Here is an 18655-nt window from a genome sequence, read left to right on the forward strand (position 1 = left end):
ACTGCGACAATTTGTCCGGCAGGCGTCCGTTTTTAAACATGTATTGTATGAGCATGTTTAACGGAGAACGAACATGACCCACATCACCGCTGACCAGATGGCCCGTGTGAAGGCCACCGCCCCCGTCCTCGCCGAGCACGGCGCGACGATCACGAAGCATTTCTATCAGCGCATGTTCGCGCGTCATCCGGAACTGAAGAACCTGTTCAACCAGACGCACCAGAAGACCGGCAGCCAGCCCGAAACGCTCGCGAAGGCCGTCTACGCGTACGCGGCCAACATCGACAACCTCGGCGCGCTCGGCGGCGCGGTGTCGCGCATCTCGCACAAGCACGCGAGCCTGAACATCCGCCCCGAGCACTACCCGATCGTCGGCGAGAACCTGCTCGCGTCGATCGTCGAAGTGCTCGGCGACGCGGTCGATGCCGACACGCTCGAAGCGTGGCGGGTCGCGTACGGCCAGCTCGCGCAGATCATGATCGGCGCCGAGGCCGATCTGTACGCGAACGCCGCGTGGAGCGGCTTCCGCCCGTTCAAGGTCGTGCGCAAGGTGCGTGAAAGCGACGAGATCACGTCGTTCTACCTGACGCCCGCCGACGGCGGCGCGGCGCCGACGTTCGAGCCGGGCCAGTACGTCACCGTGAAGCGCTTCGTCGGCGATCTCGGCGTCGACCAGCCGCGCCAGTACAGCCTGTCCGATGCGCCGCACGGCAAGTGGCTGCGCATCTCGGTGAAGCGCGAGGCCGGCAAGGCCGAAGCGATCCCTGCCGGCAAGGTGTCGACGCTGATGCACGACGGCGTGGAAGAGGGTGCGATCGTCGAAGTGACCGCACCGATGGGCGACTTCTCGCTGAAGCGCGACGCGGATACGCCGGTCGTGCTGATTTCGGGCGGGGTCGGCATCACGCCGATGATGTCGATGGCGTCGACGCTGGTCGCCGAAGGCAGCAAGCGCGACGTGCGGTTCATTCACGCATGCCGTTCGGGCGCGGTGCACGCGTTCCGCGACTGGCTGAACGATACCGTCGGCGAGCACGCGAACGTCGAGCGCACCGTGCTGTACGAGCTGGTCGGCCCGAACGATCGCGTCGGCATCGACCACGACCTCGAAGGGCGCCTCACGCCGGAACGCGTGCAGCAGTACGCGCTGGTGCCGGACGCCGACTACTACATCTGCGGCCCGGTCGCGTTCATGAAGGCGCAGCGCGATGCGCTCGTCGCGCTCGGCGTCGCGCCGGAACGCGTAAATACCGAGATCTTCGGGTCGGGTGCGCTCGAGTGAAGATTCGACGGCCGGTTTCGGCCAACGCAACGACGCAATGACAAAGCCCGGCGCGAGCCGGGCTTTTCTTTTTGGCGCTAGACCGGGGCCGCGTGCGTCAAGCGCCGGCCGGAGATCCGCCGGCTATCAGTTGCCGCTGCCGCGCGCGACCCGGCGCGCTTTCACGGCTTCCGCCAGGCCTTCGAGCACCTTCACGCTGTCGTCCCACGCGATGCACGCGTCGGTGATGCTCTGGCCGTAGGTCAGCGCGCAGCCTTCCTTCAGGTCCTGGCGACCCTCGACGAGGTGCGACTCGATCATCACGCCGACGATCCGCTCGTCGCCGGCCGCGATCTGGCGGCCGATGTCGGCACACACGGGGATCTGGTTCTCGTGCTTCTTCGAGCTGTTCGCGTGGCTCGCGTCGATCATCAGGCGCGCGGCGAGGCCGGCCTTGCCGATGTCCGCGCAGGCGGCGTTCACGCTGTCCGCATCGTAGTTCGGCGTCTTGCCGCCGCGCAGGATCACGTGGCAATCCTCGTTGCCGGCCGTCGACACGATCGCCGAATGGCCGCCCTTCGTCACCGACAGGAAATGGTGCGGCTGCGACGCGGCCTTGATCGCGTCGACCGCGATCTTCACGTTGCCGTCGGTGCCGTTCTTGAAGCCGACCGGGCACGACAGCCCCGATGCGAGCTCGCGGTGCACCTGCGACTCGGTCGTGCGCGCGCCGATCGCGCCCCACGAGATCAGGTCGGCGATGTACTGCGGGCTGATCATGTCGAGGTATTCGGTTGCGGCCGGCAGCCCCATTTCGTTGATCTGCAGCAGCAGCTCGCGCGCGGTGCGCAGCCCTTCGTTGATCTTGAAGCTGTTGTCGAGGTGCGGATCGTTGATGAGCCCCTTCCAGCCGACCGTCGTGCGCGGTTTTTCGAAGTACACGCGCATCACGATTTCCAGTTCGCCCTTGAAGCGCTCGCGCTCCTTTACGAGCCGGCCCGCGTATTCGATGGCCGCCTTCGTGTCGTGGATCGAGCACGGCCCGATCACGACGATCAGCCGGTCGTCCATCCCGTGCAGGATGCGGTGCATCGACTGGCGCGAGTGGTAGATCAGCTCGGACGCGGCTTCGGAGCACGCGAATTCGCGGATCAGGTGGGCGGGCGGCGTCAGTTCCTTGAGTTCGCGAATGCGGACGTCGTCGGTGTTGTGCGGGGGCATGCTGTTTCTCCTGGTTTTCCGGGGCGCCGTTCGGTCAGTGCGCGTGCGGCGGATTCATCGATGCGGGCAATTCGGTGCTGCCGGTCGGGGCCGCGGGACCGCTGCGGCGGCGACCGGCTGGCGAAGGGCGAAAAAAAACCGCCGGGTTCGCCGGCGGTTTTTTTCGGGAATTTCGGTTGCGCTTTACGCGCCATCAACCCTCTCGATCCGCCAGCGGTCTGAGATACCAAAAAAAGTAAAAGTAAAACTTGGCGGACATGACGGAAATTCGGCTCGTCAAAAAAGTTGATTCGGAATTTATACCCCGTCCCCGAGCGGCTGGCAACCGGGGACCGTCGAAAATGCGGATAATCCGCGCGTTTTCGTCAAAATACGCGGATCATGTGCGCCGCGATGCGGTTATGCCGTACCGCCGACCGTCATCTTGTCGATCCGCAGGGTCGGCTGGCCAACGCCGACCGGCACGCTCTGGCCTTCCTTGCCGCATACGCCGACGCCCGTGTCGAGCGACATGTCGTTGCCGATCATGCTCACGTACTTCAGCGATTCCGGGCCGCTGCCGATCAGCGTCGCGCCCTTCACCGGGTAGGTGATCTTGCCGTTCTCGATCATGTACGCCTCGGACGCCGAGAACACGAACTTGCCGTTCGTGATGTCGACTTGGCCGCCGCCGAAATTCACCGCGTACAGGCCGTTCTTCACCGACGCGATGATTTCCTGCGGATCCTTGTCGCCGTTCAGCATGTAGGTGTTCGTCATGCGCGGCATCGGCAGCGCCGCGTACGACTCGCGCCGTGCGTTGCCCGTGACGGGCATTTTCATCAGCCGCGCGTTCAGCGTGTCCTGGATGTAGCCCTTCAGGATGCCATCCTCGATCAGCGTCGTGCACTGCGTCGGGTTGCCTTCGTCGTCGATGTTCAGCGAGCCGCGGCGGTTCGGCAGCGTGCCGTCGTCGACGACGGTCACGCCCTTCGCGGCGACCTGCTCGCCGATCCGGCCCGCGAATGCGGACGAGCCCTTGCGGTTGAAGTCGCCTTCGAGACCGTGGCCGATCGCCTCGTGCAGCAGCACGCCCGGCCAGCCCGGCCCGAGCACGACCGTCATCGCGCCGGCCGGCGCAGGGCGCGCATCGAGGTTGACGAGCGCCGCGTGCACGGCGTCGTCGACATAGCGCGACAGGACCTCGTCGGTGAAGTAGCCGTAGTCGAAGCGGCCGCCGCCGCCGCCCGAGCCGATCTCGCGGCGGCCGTTCTGTTCGGCGATCACGGTGACCGACACGCGCACGAGCGGCCGGATGTCGGCCGCGAGCGCGCCGTCGCTGCGCGCGACCAGCACGACGTCGTATTCGCCGGCGAGGCCGGCCATCACCTGCGTGACCCGCGGGTCGCGCCCGCGCGCCATCTGCTCGATGCGTTCGAGCAGCTTGACCTTGGCCGTCGCGTCGAGCGACGCGAGCGGGTCGGACGGCAGGTACAGGTCGCGGCCCGAGATGCCCGTCAGCGACGTGGCGGCCTTGATCTTCTGGCGGCCGCCGCCGGCCGCCGCGATCGCCTTGGTCGCGGCGGCGGCTTGCGCGATCGCTTCGGGCGACAGATCGTCCGAATACGCGAACGCGGTGCGGTCGCCCGCGACCGCGCGCACGCCGACGCCCTGGTCGATGCTGAAGCTGCCCGACTTGACGATGCCTTCCTCGAGGCTCCACGCTTCGCTGCGGGTCGCCTGGAAGTACAGGTCCGCGTAGTCGACGCGATGCGTGAAGATGTCGGCGATCGTGCGCGTGAGCAGGCTTTCGTCGAGGCCGTACGGCGTGAGCAGGATGTCCTTCGCCAGCGCGAGGTTGCGGATGCCGGGTTCGATGATGTTCATGCGGATATCGGGGGTTCTCAAAAAGTTGTCGGGTGCTGCCGGGCAGACGGGTGGGCCGCACGGCGTGTCAAGCGGTGCGGCGGATTCAGGTCAGCACGCGGTGTCGCCATGCGGGCAGGCTCTGGCGTACGTCGGCGATGCGCTGCGGATCGATCGTGCCGAGCACGACGCTGGCGCCCTCGTCGCGTACCGCGACGATCTCGCCCCACGGGTCGATCAGCATGCTGTGGCCCCACGTGCGCCGGCCGTTCTCGTGCTTGCCGCCCTGCGCGGCCGCGAGCACGTAGCACTGGTTCTCGACGGCCCGCGCGCGCAGCAGCGTTTCCCAGTGCGCGCGGCCCGTCGTATACGTAAACGCCGACGGCACGACCATCAGCGCGCAGTCGCCCATGCGGCGGTACAGCTCCGGAAAGCGGAGATCGTAACAGACCGACAGCCCGACCTGCCCGACCGGCGCGTCGAACGCGACGACCGTGTCGCCCGCGCGGATCGTGCGCGCCTCGTCGAACGATTCGTCGCCTTTCTCGAAGTTGAACAGGTGGATCTTGTCGTAGCGCGCGGCTTCGTTGCCGGACGGATCGAACACGAGCGTCGTGTTCAGCACGCGATCGGGCTCCGGCGCCTTCAGCGGCAGCGTGCCGCCGATCACCCAGATGCCGTGGCGGCGCGCGGCGTCGGCGAGGAACTGCTGGATCGGGCCGTCCCGGTACGGTTCGGCGAGCGCGAGCTTGTCGGTGTCGCGGTGGCCCATGAAGCAGAAATACTCGGGCAGCAGCACGAGCTGCGCGCCTTCGCCGGCGGCTTCCGCGATCAGGCGGCGCGCTTCGGCCAGATTGCGTGTGACGTCCGGCGTGCTCACCATCTGCAGCGCGGCGACCCGGAAGGGTGTGGCGGAACGGGCGTGGTCGGTCATCGCGGAATCGGTTGCGTCATAAATGGGGTGCGGCCCGGCGCCCTGCGCGGTTCGATGCGCGCTCAATGGCTCGCTGCATCGGCCGGACCGTGATTCATCTTACCCTGATCGCTGCGCACCCGCTCGATGTGCGGGTGCGCCCACGAGCCGGTGATCGCGTAGTCGAGCGCGAACGCGCGCGACAGCGTCTCGGACAGCGCATAGTTCGCGGCCAGCACGCCGACGCCGAGCAGCGGGTTGATGATGGCAGCGCCGATCGCGGCTGCGCCCGCGCTGATTTTCGGCGCGACGTGCGCATGCAGATCCTGCGTCTCGGCGCCGAGATCGACCGCGCCGCGCACGGTGACGTTCGCGGGGCCCGTCATCATCGAGAAGTCGTCGGTGCGCGCGATCCCGTTCGAAATCCGGCCGGTACCGGTGATCTTGTCGAACGGCAGCCCCTTGCCGACCACGTCGCGGAAGTTCAGCGTCAGGAAGCGCGCGAGGCTTTGCAGGCTCAGCACGCCGAGCAGTTTCGCCGCGCCCGGATCGACCTTCAGGATCTGTCCGTGTTCGAGGTCGACCGCGACCTGGCCGCCGAGCGACGGGAAGTCGAGCGCGGTCGGGCCGCCGCGCCAGCCGACCTTGCCCGTGACCGAGCCGTGACCGTCCGCGAGCGTGCGCGGCAGGCCGACGCGATCGAGCAGTGCACCCGCGTTGTCGATGTCGAGCTTGAAGTCGAACACGGTGCGGCGCGGCGCGTCGTGTTCGTCGGCGCCGCGGGCGAGCGCGCGGCGCGACGTGCGCCAGTTGCCGGTCGCCGTGAGCTTCGCGGCCGGGTTCGACAGTTCCAGCTTGTCGAGCTGCCACACGGGTGTGCCGTCTTCGTCGATGTTGCGCGCGTTGACGACGAGCCGGCCGATGTCGTGATCGCGCGCGACGACCTGGTCGACGATCAGGTCGATCGACGGCATCGGGCGGTCGGCCGGCGTCGGCAGGTTCATCGCGCGGCCGACGAGGTCGTGCTGCGAACTCTGCGGCACGACGAGCTTCGCGAGCCGCGCGTTGAGCACGCCCGCGCCGTTGTGACCGCCGCCCGGCGCCCACGACAGGTAGCCCGAGACCTGGTTCGACGCGATGTTCGCCTGCCAGAGGTCGTCGACGTGCGACGCGCCGACGATCACGTTCTCCCAGTTGCGCTTGAGCAGTTTCAGCGTGCCGAAATGGAACGCGAAGCGCTTCGGCGCGAAGCTCGCGAAATCGACGCGCGGCGCGGCCTGTGGCGCCGGCGCGCGCGGCGTGTCGGGCTGCAGCGTGTGGGCGAGGGCGAGCCACGCGTCGGCGTCCAGTTCGCCGACGTCGACGGCCGCGCTCACGCCGTCCTGCGGCATGTCGGGCATCCGGTGGATGCCCATCGCGCCGCGCACCGCGCGCAGCGGCTGGCCGCGCGTCGCGTCGAGCAGGTAGGTCGCGCTCACCGGCCCGAGCGTCAGGTCGGCGTGTTCGAGGCGTTTGCCGTCCGCCTGCGGCGCCGGCTGCAGCGTGAAGCGGAACGGCATCGGCGTGCCGGCCGGCTTCGCGAACGGCGCCGGGAAGTTCAGCGCCACGCCGGTCAGGTCGGATTGCGCGCTGACGTCGGGCAGGCGGCCCGGCGCGCCGCGCACGGCGACCTTGTACGGCGCGTCGCCGACCACGTGCTCGAGCAGCGCGGCGGCCGCGCCGTGCAGGTTCAGGCCGCGCGCGGCGTCGAGCGCGAGCCGGCCATCGACGTTCACCGCGTACGGGCCGTGCGACTGGAAGTTGCCGTTCGCGCGCACCGGGCCGCCGAGGAAGCGCCCCGACAGCGCGTGCAGCGACGCGCCGGCCTCGGTGAAGCCGACGGTGCCGCGCAGGGCCGACAGCGGCGGCACGCCGCTCGTCGACAGCGTGTTGCCGCCGAACGCGAGCGCGCCTTCGACGTGCGTGTGCGGATGGGGGACGTGCTGCGGAATCGTGATCTTGAGCGCGAGCGACGCAGGGCCCTGCGCATCGATCCGCTGGCCGATGTGGTTGCTCATCGTGCCGAGCGAGCTGTTGTCCGCGTAGTCGATCAGGTCGGCGAGCGGGCCCTGGGCGTGGCCGTCGATGATCAGCGGCGAGTGCGACGGATTGCCGAGATCGTCGATGCGGCCGGCGACCTTCGTCAGCGCGACGCGCTTGTAGTGCGCGCGCGCGATGTCGAAGCGCAGCTTGTTCTGCGCGAGCTCGAACACGCCGTCGATGCCGTCGAGCGCGGGCCAGACGCTCGGCGTGCCGTTCGCGAGCTTGCGCGGCGGGTACGGCGTCGGCTCGAAGCGGCCGCCGGTGAACGGCGCGACGATGTGGAACACGCCGGCGTCCGGCTCGTGTTCGAACGGGAATTTCTCGAGCGGGCCGCGTGCGACGATCGATGCGCCCTTGGTCACCTTGCCGTCCTGCAGTGCGTGGCCGAGATAGTCGCGCAGGTGTTCGGACATCCCGGTCGGCAGGTAGCGCGGAATGCGCGCGACCGACGCGCGCGCGAAATCGGCGCGCAGGTCGAGCGAGCCGCGGCCGTGGCCGGGGTTCGTGTACGAGCCCGACACCGCGATTTCGGCATCGGGGTTCGACACGAGCAGGTCGGGCAGCGACACGTCGACGCGCGCGTGCTTGTCGCCGGGCGCGGGCGTGATCGTCCATTTGGCGTTGCCGCGCAGCCGGTCGAACGTCAGGCGCGGCTCGTCGAATTCGCCGGGCACGGTGACGGCCGCGTTGACCGTGTCGATATGCGCGGCGCCGCCCGTCTCGTTCGCGTCGACGCGGCCCCACAGGTTCTCGACGCCCGGCCAGCCGGCGCGCGGGTGGCCGCGCGGCGAAAGCCCGGGCGGCGGCTCCTGCGCGGCGAAACTGATGCCTTGCAGATCACCGAGGAAGCGATAGCGGACGATCGGCGCGGCGCCCATGCGCCGCTCCTCGTCGGCGAGATCGGCGTGCGCGGGTTTCGCGCGCTCGACTTCGATGTGATAGTTCGACACCATCCCGCGCGGGTCGATCTTGATCAGCTCGTTGCGCAGGCGCGCCGGCAGCGGCAGCCCGCGGATGAATTCGCTGAGGATGCCGAGATCGACGCGGTCGCCGACCACGCTGAGCAGTTGCCCCTGGTTCGCGGTCGGCACGCGGTAGCGCGCGGTCAGCGTCGACAGCGCGAGCGAGCGGGCGAGCGGCGTGCCGTCCGGCAGCGGTGGCTGGCCGAGCTCCGCATTGAAGCGCGTCAGGTGCAGCGTGTAGTCGTGGCCCGCGTCGAGCACCATGTCCCAGCCGAAGCCGACCGTCGGCACGTCGAGCCGCGGCTGCGTCGGGCGCACGCGCAGCGCGACGTCGGCGCCTTGCAGGTCGCCGCCCGCCGAGCGCAGGTGGCCGTCGCCGAAGGTCGCCCAGATCGCATTGTCGATCCGGCCCGCGTGGATCGTGAGCGGCACGTCGAGATAGCGCGTGAGCGTCTGCAGGTCGACGGGGCCGGTCGACAGGTAGGCGTCGCCGGTCCAGTTCGCCGGCTTGCCGATCGGCGCGAGCGGCTTGTGCCTGAAGCGCGCGCGGAAATCGAGCGGGCCGAGCAGCAGCGTGCCGTTCGCGGGCGCCTGCAGCGCGGCCTTGTGCACGCGGCCGTCGTTGAGCACCGCGAGCCGGATGCCCGACAGCACGAGCTCCGGTGCGTCGTGCAGCGCGTCGCGCCAGCGCAGCGTGCCGCCGCGCAGCACGATCGCCTCCTGCTTCAGCAACCAGGTGCCGAACGTGTCGTTGCCGCCGTGGGTGGTGGCCACGCCGACGCCCGCGACGCTCAGCGAGCCGTCGGCCGCGCGCGCGACGACGAGGTCGGGCTGATCGACGATCAGGCTCGACAGCGCGGGCGACAGCCGCAGCAGCGACATCCACGACAGCGCGGCCGTCGCGTGCGGCACCGACAGCGCGATCTGGCCGTCACGGCCGCGAATCGTCAGGTTCGTGAGTTCGACGCCCGGCTGCATGCCGGACCAGTTCGGGGAAAGCTTGCCGATCGAAAGCTGCGCGTGGAGCTTGTCGGACACGGCGCGCTCGATGCGCGGGCGGAATTCGTCGATGCGCGGCAGCAGCACGTAGCGCAGCCCGAGGAGGGCGCCGGACGCGACGAAGTAGGTGCCGATCCCGACTGCCAGCGTCACCCTGAACACGCGACGCAGGACCGGATGATCGTGCTTCGGAGGTCCCGCTTCGGGCGCAGCTACGGCGGATTCCTGACGGTCGGACATGCGGCGGACGGGCGGCGATATGGTAGTTTTGCAGACTGACGTTGAAATGTATCACACGGGTTCGTGCCGGCGGCCGTTGGGGCAGCGCGGCACGGGCTTTCCGGCGCGCGGTGTCGCGACGGGCGCACGAGCGTCCGGCGAGGCCGCGCCGAGTCCATGAGGCCGGGGGCAGCGGGGGTGCGCACGCGCCGGCCCGCTGCCCCCGGCCTTTCCGCCAGGCCCGCTTCTCGATGACCGACGCTTCCGCCCTGATCAGCACGTCCTACTCCCGATACCTGGCCCGCGCGGCTGCCGCTCGACCCGCGCTGGCCGAGCAGGTCGCCGCGTGGGCGGCCGCGCCGCTCGGCCGCGCGCAGCTCGACGCGCGCTTGACCGAGCTGCTCGCGACGCCGGCCGGCGCGGCCGCGCCGGGCGACGAGCAACTGAAGCGCGCGCTGCGGCAACTGCGCGCCGAGGCGTTCGGTGCGGTCGCGGAGCGCGACCTGCGCGGGCTGGCGGACGTCGCCGAGGTGACGGGCGCGATGACCGATCTTGCCGAAGTGGCCGTGCAGCGCTCCCTGGCGCTGCTGTCGGCCGAACTCGAGGCGCTGTACGGCGAGCCGCGCGGCGCCGACGGCCAGCGCGTCGTGCTCGGCGTGGTCGGGATGGGCAAGCTCGGCGGCCGCGAACTGAACGTGTCGTCGGACATCGACCTGATCTTCGTCTACGAGGACGACGGCGAGACCACCGGCGGCGCACGTTCGCCGCTGTCCACGCAGGAATACTTCACGCGGCTCGGCCGGCGCCTGATCGGCGTGCTGTCCGAGGTCACGGCCGACGGCTACGTGTTTCGCGTCGACATGCGGCTGCGCCCGAACGGCGATTCGGGGCCGCTCGTGTGCAGCCTCGGCATGCTCGAGGAATATTTCTACGTGCAGGGGCGCGAGTGGGAGCGCTATGCGTGGATCAAGGGACGACTCGTGTCGGAGGGCGACAGCGATGCGGCGCGGCGGCTGGCGTCGCAGCTCGAGTCGATCGTCAAGCCGTTCGTCTACCGCCGCTATCTCGATTTCGGCGTGATCGGCGCGATCCGTTCGCTGCACCAGCAGATCCGGCACGAAGCCGCGCGGCGCGCGTCGATGCGGCCCGACAAGGCCGACGACATCAAGCTCGGGCGCGGCGGGATCCGCGAGATCGAGTTCAGCGCGCAGGTGTTCCAGTTGATCCGCGGCGGCCAGGATGCGGGATTCCGCGTGCGGCCGACGCTCGCGGTGCTGCGGCATGCGCAGGCGCGCGGGCTGATCGGCGACGACGTGTGTGCCCGCCTGACCGACGCCTACAACTTCCTGCGCACGCTCGAGCACCGGCTGCAGTACCGCAACGACGCGCAGACGCACGCGATGCCGGTCGAGCCCGACGAGCGCGCGGCGCTGGCCGCGTCGCTCGGTTTTGCCGACTACGCGGCGTTGATGACGGTGCTGGACGGCCATCGCACGTTCGTCGAAGCGCAGTTCGACCAGATCTTCGCCGACAAGGCGAGCGGCGCGCCGTGCGCGGCCGGCGACGACACGGCCGCCGCGTGGATCTGGAGCGGCGCGCTGGCCGACGACGGCGAGGACGACGCGCTGGTCGCGCGCCTCGACGGCCTGGGCTTCGCCGATCCGGCCGCCGTGCTCGCGCGGCTGCGCGCGATCTGGCAATCGTCGCGCTACACCGGGCTGCCGGAAAAGAGCCGGCAGCGCTTCGACAGCGTCGCGCAGCGCGCGCTCGACGCCGCGCCGAAGATCGACGCCGCGCGCCGCGACGACACGATCGTGCGCCTGTTCGACCTGCTGGAGACGGTCAGCCGGCGCGGCGTCTATCTCGCGCTGCTGACCGAATATCCGGCCGCGCTCGACCGCGTGCTGTCGGTGCTCGGCGCGACGCGCTGGGGCGGCGGCTACCTGATCCGCCACCCGCAGCTGCTCGACGAGCTGCTCGACGACGAGGCGATCGCGAGCCCGTTCGACTGGCCCGCGTTCAAGGATGCGCTGCGTGCGCGGCTCGCGGCGGCCGACGGCCCCGAGCAGCAGATGGACCTGCTGCGCCACGCGCAGCACGCGGAAGTGTTCCGGATCCTGCTGATCGATCTGGCCGGGCAACTGTCGGTCGAGCACGTGAGCGACCGGCTGTCCGAGCTGGCCGACGCGGTGCTCGACGTGACGATCGAAGTCGTCTGGTCGCAGCTCGCGAAGCGCCACCGCGACGTGCCGAAGTTCGCGGTGATCGCGTACGGCAAGCTGGGCGGCAAGGAGCTCGGCTATGCGTCGGATCTCGACCTGATCTTCCTGTACGACGATCCGGACGAGCGTTCGGCGGACGTCTACACGACCTTCACGCGGCGCCTGATCACATGGCTCACGACCGCGACCGGCGCGGGCGCGCTGTTCGACATCGACCTGCGGCTGCGGCCGAACGGCGAGGCAGGCCTGCTCGTCACCGATCTCGATGCGTTCCGCCGCTATCAGTTGCGCGAGGGCGATGCGGCGAACACTGCGTGGGTGTGGGAGCACCAGGCGCTGACGCGTGCCCGCTACAGCGCGGGCGACGCGCAAATCGGCGCGGATTTCGAGGCGATCCGCCAGCAGGTGCTGACGACGCCGCGCGACGGCGGCGTGCTCGCGAAGGAGATCGTCGACATGCGCGGCAAGGTGTTCGCCGGCCACCCGAACCAGACCGAGCTGTTCGACCTGAAGCACGATCGCGGCGGGATGGTCGACATCGAATTCATCGTCCAGTACTGGGTGCTGCTGCATGCGTCGAGCGACGCCGAGCTGATCCGCAATACCGGCAACATCGCGCTGCTGCGCGAAGTCGCGCGCTTCGGGTTGATGAGCGAGGACGAGGCCGAGCGCGTCGGCGCGGCGTATCGCAAATACCGGAAGCTGCAGCACAAGCTGCGGCTCGACGGGATGGAGAAGGCGCGCGTCGATCCAGCGGTGGTGGCGGACGAGCGCGCGGCCGTGACGGCGCTGTGGACGCGTGTGTTCGGTGCGGTTGAAACGGGCGTTTGAACGAAGGCAGGGCGGGCGCGGCATCGATCCGCATACCGCCCTGAATCGGATGGGCGAGCCCGTTCGGCTCGAGCGGGACAGGCGGCAGTATCAGGCCGCCAGCATTTCCTTCGCGTGCTTGCGCGTGGTGGCCGTGATTTCGAGCCCGCCGAGCATCCGCGCGACTTCCTCGATCCGGCTCGCGCGGTCGAGCGCAACCACGGTCGATACCGTGCCGCCGCGTTCGTCGGCGCCCTTCGCCACCTGGAAATGATGGTCGCCGCGCGCGGCGACCTGCGGCAGGTGCGTCACGCACAACACCTGGCGGTCGCGCCCGAGCTGGTGCAGCAGGCGGCCGACCACTTCGGCGACGCCGCCGCCGATTCCCGTATCGACTTCGTCGAAGATCAGCGTCGGCGTCGGGCTCGCCGCGCTGGCGATCACCGCGAGCGCGAGGCTGATCCGCGCGAGTTCGCCGCCCGACGCGACCTTCGCGAGCGGCCGCAGCGGCACGCCCGGGTGACCGGCCACGCGGAATTCGACCTGCTCGAGCCCGTGCGGGCCGCCGTCCGCGAGCGGCACGAGCGCGACTTCGAAGCTTCCGCCCGCCATCGACAATTCCTGCATGCCGGCCGTGACGGCCGTGCCGAGCGCCTTGGCAGCCTGCGCGCGCGCCTTCGACAGGCGTTTGGCGTCGGCAAGATAGGCTTCCCTCGCCTTGGCCTGCGCCGCCTCTAGCGCGCCGAGATCGGCGGCCGCGTCGAGCGCGGCGAGTTGCGCGCGGCGCGCCGCATGCTCTTCGTGCAGCGTGTCGGGCGGCAGCCGGAACTTGCGGGCGGTCGAGTGCAGCGCGTCGAGACGCGTTTCGACCTGCGCGAGCCGCTCGGGGTCGAGATCGACGCGCTGTGCATAGTGCGACAGCGAATAGACGGCTTCCTGCAACTGGATCTCGGCCGGCTCCAGCGACGCGAGCGCATCGCCGAGCGCGGTGTCGTAGTCGGCCAGGCCGCGCAGCTTCGACACGATCGCGCCGAGCTGCGCGAGCATCGCGTCGTCGGACTCGGACAGTGCGTTGAGCGCGCCGCGTACGCCTTCGATCAGGTTCGCCGAATGCGACAGGCGCTTGTGTTCGTTGCTGACTTCGTCCCACTCGCCGGCTTGCGGCGCGAGCTTGTCGAGTTCGGCGAGCTGCCACGCGAGCTTTTCGCGTTCGAGCTGCAATTCGCGCTCGTGCGCCTTCGCGGCATCGATCGCCTGCGTTGCGTCGCGCCACACGCGCCACGCGCGCGCGACGTTCGCGGCATCGGCGACGAGCCCTGCGTGCGTGTCGAACAGCTCGCGCTGCGCGTCGGGCCGCATCAGCAGCTGGTGCGCGTGCTGGCCGTGGATGTCGACGAGCATCTCGCCGAGTTCGCGCAGTTGCGCGAGCGTCGCGCTGGTGCCGTTGATGAATGCGCGCGAGCGGCCGTTCGCGTCGATCACGCGGCGCAGCATCACGGTGTCCTCGGCGTCGAACGCGTGCTCGTCGAGCCAGCGCGCGACGCGGTCGTGCGGCGTGAATTCGGCGGTGATGTCGGCGCGGCCGCAGCCGGTGCGCACGACGCTCGCGTCGGCGCGTTCGCCGAGCGCGAGGGCGAGGGCGTCGATCAGGATCGATTTGCCGGCGCCGGTTTCGCCGGAAAAGACGGAAAAGCCGCTGTCGAATTCGAGATCGAGCGCGGCGACGATGACGAAGTCGCGGATCGAGAGGTGGCGGAGCATGGTGTCGGGCGGAGCGGCGTCAGGACGCCTTGTCGTCTTCGTTCGATGCGTGTTCGTTCCAGTGCAGCTTCTTGCGCAGCGTCGTGTAGTAGCTGTAGCCGATCGGGTGCAGGAACGGCACCGTGTGCTTCGAGCGGCGCACCTCGATCGTATCGTTCAGTTCGAGCGACGTGAACGACTGCATGTCGAAGTTCACGTTGACGTCGCGGCCGCCGACGATCTGGATCGCGATCTTCGAATCGTCGGGCAGCACGATCGGCCGGTTCGACAGCGCGTGCGGCGCGATCGGCACGAGCACGATGCCCGCCAGCTGCGGATGGAGGATCGGGCCTGCCGACGACAGCGCATAGGCGGTCGAGCCGGTGGGCGTCGCGACGATCAGGCCGTCCGAGCGCTGGTTGTACATGTAGCGGCCGTCGACCGACGCGCGCAGCTCGACCATCCCGGAGAAGCCGCTGCGGTTCACGACGACGTCGTTGAACGCGAGCGCGTGGTAGATCGGTTCGCCGTCGCGCACGATCCGCGCCTCGAGCAGCGAGCGCTCCTCGCGCTCGAACTTGCCGGCCAGCATCACGGGCACGAGTGCCTGCATGTCGGATGCCGCGATGTCGGTGATGAAGCCGAGCCGCCCGTGGTTGATCCCGATCAGCGGTGTCCGGTAGGGCGCAAGCTGGCGGCCGATGCCGAGCATCGTGCCGTCGCCGCCGAGCACGATCGCCACGTCCGCTCGCGCCCCGATTTCGGCCGGGGTGAGCGCCGGGTAGCCGGCGATGCCGATTTCGCGCGCGGTCTCGCCTTCGAACACGACCTCGAAGCCGAGCGTGGCGATGCTGTCGGCCAGCGTGGCGAGCGGCTCGGCGATGCCGGGCGTGTTGCTCCGGCCGACGAGCGCGACAGTATTGAACTGATTACCGGTTTTCATGCCGGCATTACACCATAGCTCGTTGACGAAAAGAACCGGCTGTGCGCCGACGGGGCCGGATCGGGCCGGCCCGCGCAACGGTGGACGACGCCACTCGCCGCGCTCGCGCGGTTGCGCTAAAATTTTCCACCATGCTAGATCCTCGCGCACGAACCCTCCTGAAAACCCTGATCGAACGGTATATCGCCGACGGTCAGCCAGTCGGATCGCGCACGTTGTCCCGTTACTCCGGGCTCGAGCTGAGCCCGGCGACGATCCGCAACGTGATGTCCGACCTGGAGGAGCTCGGCCTCGTGTCGAGCCCGCACACGTCGGCCGGCCGGGTGCCGACGCCGCGCGGCTACCGGCTGTTCGTCGATACGATGCTGACGGTCGAGGCGCCGATCGACGCCGAGGCCGTCGCGCGCCAGGTGCAGAACACGCTGCAGGCCGGCGAGCCGCAGCAGCGGGTGGTCGCCGCCGCCGCGAGCGTGCTGTCGAACCTGTCGCAGTTCGCGGGCGTCGTGCTGACGCCGCGCCGCAGCCACGTGTTCAAGCAGATCGAGTTCATGCGCCTGTCCGACAAGCGCATCCTGCTGATCATCGTCACGCCCGAGGGCGACGTGCAGAACCGCATGCTCGCGACGCCGCGCGACTATTCGCCGTCGCAGCTGACCGAGGCGTCCAACTACATCAATGCGCATTTCGCCGGCCTGTCGTTCGACGAGGTGCGCCGCCGCCTGCGCGACGAGATCGACCAGTTGCGCGGCGACATGACGACGCTGATGCACGCGGCCGTGACGGCCAGCACCGAGGTGCCCGACACCGAGGACACCGTGCTGATTTCCGGCGAGCGCAACCTGCTCGAAGTGGCGGACCTGTCGTCCGACATGGCGCGGCTGCGCAAGCTGTTCGACGTATTCGACCAAAAGACGGGCCTCCTGCAACTGCTCGACGTGTCGAGCCACGCCCAGGGCGTGCAGATCTTCATCGGCGGCGAATCGACGCTCGTGCCGATCGAGGAAATGAGCGTCGTCACCGCGCCGTACGAGGTGAACGGGCAGATCGTCGGCACGCTCGGCGTGATCGGCCCGACCCGGATGGCGTACAACCGCGTGATACCGATCGTCGACATCACCGCGCGCCTGCTGTCTCTCACGCTGAGCCAGCAATAACCGGCGACCGCCAGCCCGATCCCGCCCCGCTATCGTGCCGCGGCGCCGCTTGCGGCGACAGTCGGCCGAACGGCACGGGGCGGCCCGTTATAATTGAAGGCCATCCGGTCCCGTGCCTCGAGCACGTCCTTGCCCATGCGTTTCGATCTTGAGCCGCCTTCGAATATCGCGGCCGCCCATCGCATCGGTGTGCTGCTGATCAATCTCGGCACGCCCGACGCGCCCACGCCGCGCGCAGTGCGGCGCTACCTGGCCGAATTCCTGTCGGATCCACGGGTCGTCGAAATCCCGCAGGCCGTCTGGCAGGTGCTGCTGCGCACGCTGATCCTGCCGCTGCGCGGCCGTGCATCCGCGAAGAAATACGCGGCCGTCTGGATGCCCGAGGGCTCGCCGCTGCGCGTGTACACCGAGCGTCAGACCGACAGCGTGCGGCACCTGCTCGTGTCGAACGGCTATCACGTGACGGTCGACTACGCGATGCGCTACGGCAGCCCGAACATTGCGCACGCGCTCGCGCAGTTCAAGCGCGCGGGCGTCGAGCGCGTGCTGTTGATGCCGATGTATCCGCAATACTCGGCGTCGACCACGGCCACCGCGTTCGATGCCGCGTTCGACGCACTCGCGCGCATGCGCAATCAGCCGGAAGTGCGCACGGTGCGGCACTACGCCGACCATCCGGCCTATATTCATGCGCTGGCCGAACAGGTGCGCCAGTACTGGGCGCAGCACGGCCGGCCCGATTTCGCGGCCGGCGACAAGCTGGTGCTGAGTTTCCACGGCGTGCCGAAGCGCACGCTCGACCTCGGCGACCCGTATCACGATCAGTGTCAGCAGACCGGCGCATTGCTGATGGCCGCGCTCGGGCTGTCGGGTACCGAATGCCGCGTCACGTTCCAGTCGCGCTTCGGCAAGGCCGAATGGCTGCAGCCGTACACCGCGCCGACGTTGCGCGAATTCGGCGAGGCGGGCGTGCGGCGGGCGGACGTGTTCTGTCCCGGCTTCACGGCCGATTGCCTGGAGACGATCGAGGAAATCGGCATGGAAGTGCGCGACGAGTTCCTCGCCGGCGGCGGCAAGACCTTCCACCGCATTCCGTGTCTGAACGGCGCGTCCGCGTGGATCGGCGCGCTCGGCGAGATCGTCGCGGAGAATCTGCAGGGCTGGCCCGTCAAGGCCGCGCAGCCCGAAACGGTCGGTTGAGACGAGATGAAACGATTTCCACGCGCTTTTCGTTCGCCGTTGTTGTCCGAGGGGGCAGTCAGCCTCCTTGGGGCGGCCCGGCGGAGGCTGAGATGAAACGACCCCCACGCTCACTTCGTTCGCTGCCCCGAGGGGGCGGTCAGCCTCCTTGGGACTGCCCGGCGGAGGCTGAGATGAAACGACCCCCACGCTCACTTCGTTCGCTGCCCCCCGAGGGGGTGGTCAGCCTCCTTGGGACTGCCCGGCGGAGGCTGACATGAACTACAAGATTTCCACGGAACCGGGCGCGAAGCTGCGCATCGACAAATGGCTGTGGGCGGCCCGGTTCTTCAAGACGCGCTCGCTCGCGACCGATGCGGTCGACAAGGGACACGTGAAGATCGGCGGTGCAGCGGTCAAGCCGGCGAAGGACGTGCGGGTGGGCGACGAGGTCGAGATTGCGATCGACGGCATCGTCTGGCACATTGCCGTGCTGGGCGTGTGCGACGTGCGCGGCCCCGCGAGCGTCGCGCAGACGCTCTATGAGGAAACGGAAGCGGGGCGGGCCGCGCGGCTCGCCGAACTGGAGCGGCGCCGCACGTATCGCGAGCCGGCGGCCGGGCTGCACGGCCGGCCGACGAAGCGCGACCGGCGCATCATCGACAGATTTTCTGGTGGGAGCTGAACATCTGGTCGAACGTCGCCCGCGCGCTTCCGTATTCGGTCGTGCGGTCGGTGACGGCTCCCGACAGACAGATGGTGGTGGTGCCGGCAATGAGTACCAGCGCGACCACCGATATCGCAAAGGTCAGTTTCACGGTACTCCCCTCGAGAACAAGGGTGAAAACGGCGCCAGGTGGATGTCGGGCGGCGGTCAGCTAGGGTAAACACGCTTTTCCGACGCTTGAGTGGAGTGTAGTGCAGCGGGCCTGTGCGGAGCTAGTACTTGCCGGGTAAGCGTTGTTACAGGCCGTTTCGCCCGATCCGGCGAACTATGCGACGCCTGCACCAGGAAACGCGCGGTTGTTTCACGGCATTGGCGAATGCCGGCGAATGACCCTCTTGAAATCGCAGTTTTCGCCCTTATTTGCACCATCAATGTGCG

At 68.9% G+C, this 18655-nt stretch carries 12 protein-coding genes; 5 read left to right on the forward strand and 7 right to left on the reverse strand.

Features of this window, described 5'->3' with window-relative positions:
* Positions 1 to 73: 73 nt before the first annotated feature.
* Positions 74 to 1282, forward strand: coding sequence for an NO-inducible flavohemoprotein (gene hmpA / locus WT24_RS18625; protein ID WP_060035433.1), 1209 nt, complete (start codon positions 74 to 76; stop codon positions 1280 to 1282).
* A 126-nt stretch (positions 1283 to 1408) separates the two neighbouring features.
* On the opposite strand, the gene aroG is transcribed toward hmpA, so the two are convergent.
* The 4 genes from aroG to WT24_RS18645 all read right to left on the reverse strand — a co-directional run bounded on the left by aroG (position 1409) and on the right by WT24_RS18645 (position 9523).
* A complete protein-coding gene (gene aroG / locus WT24_RS18630; protein WP_034206466.1) occupies positions 1409 to 2482 on the reverse strand; it encodes a 3-deoxy-7-phosphoheptulonate synthase AroG in 1074 nt (357 codons plus the stop codon).
* Between the two features lie 399 nt (positions 2483 to 2881).
* Entirely contained in the window at positions 2882 to 4348 is a 1467-nt protein-coding gene (gene tldD / locus WT24_RS18635) for a metalloprotease TldD (protein WP_059501033.1), read from the reverse strand.
* A gap of 85 nt (positions 4349 to 4433) precedes the next feature.
* Positions 4434 to 5261 (reverse strand): carbon-nitrogen hydrolase family protein, encoded by an 828-nt coding sequence (locus WT24_RS18640; protein WP_060035435.1) that lies wholly within the window; start codon positions 5259 to 5261, stop codon positions 4434 to 4436.
* A gap of 62 nt (positions 5262 to 5323) precedes the next feature.
* Positions 5324 to 9523: a YhdP family protein gene (locus WT24_RS18645; RefSeq protein ID WP_060035436.1), complete on the reverse strand. Its 4200-nt coding sequence runs from the start codon at positions 9521 to 9523 to the stop codon at positions 5324 to 5326.
* Positions 9524 to 9753: 230 nt separating this feature from the next.
* On the opposite strand from WT24_RS18645, the gene glnE reads away from it, so the two are divergent.
* Positions 9754 to 12555, forward strand: coding sequence for a bifunctional [glutamate--ammonia ligase]-adenylyl-L-tyrosine phosphorylase/[glutamate--ammonia-ligase] adenylyltransferase (gene glnE, locus WT24_RS18650; protein ID WP_060035438.1), 2802 nt, complete (start codon positions 9754 to 9756; stop codon positions 12553 to 12555).
* Positions 12556 to 12645: 90 nt separating this feature from the next.
* Here glnE and recN read toward each other — a convergent pair whose 3' ends face one another.
* Entirely contained in the window at positions 12646 to 14295 is a 1650-nt protein-coding gene (gene recN, locus WT24_RS18655) for a DNA repair protein RecN (protein ID WP_059501037.1), read from the reverse strand.
* A gap of 19 nt (positions 14296 to 14314) precedes the next feature.
* Positions 14315 to 15217 (reverse strand): NAD kinase, encoded by a 903-nt coding sequence (locus WT24_RS18660; protein ID WP_034206472.1) that lies wholly within the window; start codon positions 15215 to 15217, stop codon positions 14315 to 14317.
* A 131-nt stretch (positions 15218 to 15348) separates the two neighbouring features.
* On the opposite strand from WT24_RS18660, the gene hrcA reads away from it, so the two are divergent.
* From hrcA to WT24_RS18675, 3 genes are all read left to right on the forward strand, one after another.
* Positions 15349 to 16371, forward strand: a complete 1023-nt coding sequence (gene hrcA / locus WT24_RS18665) for a heat-inducible transcriptional repressor HrcA (RefSeq protein WP_011544637.1) — start codon at positions 15349 to 15351, stop codon at positions 16369 to 16371.
* Positions 16372 to 16506: 135 nt separating this feature from the next.
* Entirely contained in the window at positions 16507 to 17571 is a 1065-nt protein-coding gene (gene hemH / locus WT24_RS18670; RefSeq protein ID WP_059791790.1) for a ferrochelatase, read from the forward strand.
* A gap of 256 nt (positions 17572 to 17827) precedes the next feature.
* Positions 17828 to 18235 (forward strand): RNA-binding S4 domain-containing protein, encoded by a 408-nt coding sequence (locus WT24_RS18675; protein ID WP_034206474.1) that lies wholly within the window; start codon positions 17828 to 17830, stop codon positions 18233 to 18235.
* Here the strand turns inward: WT24_RS18675 and WT24_RS34945 are convergent.
* Positions 18207 to 18368: a hypothetical protein gene (locus WT24_RS34945; protein WP_006476841.1), complete on the reverse strand. Its 162-nt coding sequence runs from the start codon at positions 18366 to 18368 to the stop codon at positions 18207 to 18209. The genes WT24_RS18675 and WT24_RS34945 overlap by 29 nt on opposite strands.
* Between the last annotated feature and the right edge of the window lie 287 nt (positions 18369 to 18655).

The sequence above is a fragment of the Burkholderia sp. MSMB1078WGS genome (assembly GCF_001528895.1).
GTDB lineage: Bacteria > Pseudomonadota > Gammaproteobacteria > Burkholderiales > Burkholderiaceae > Burkholderia.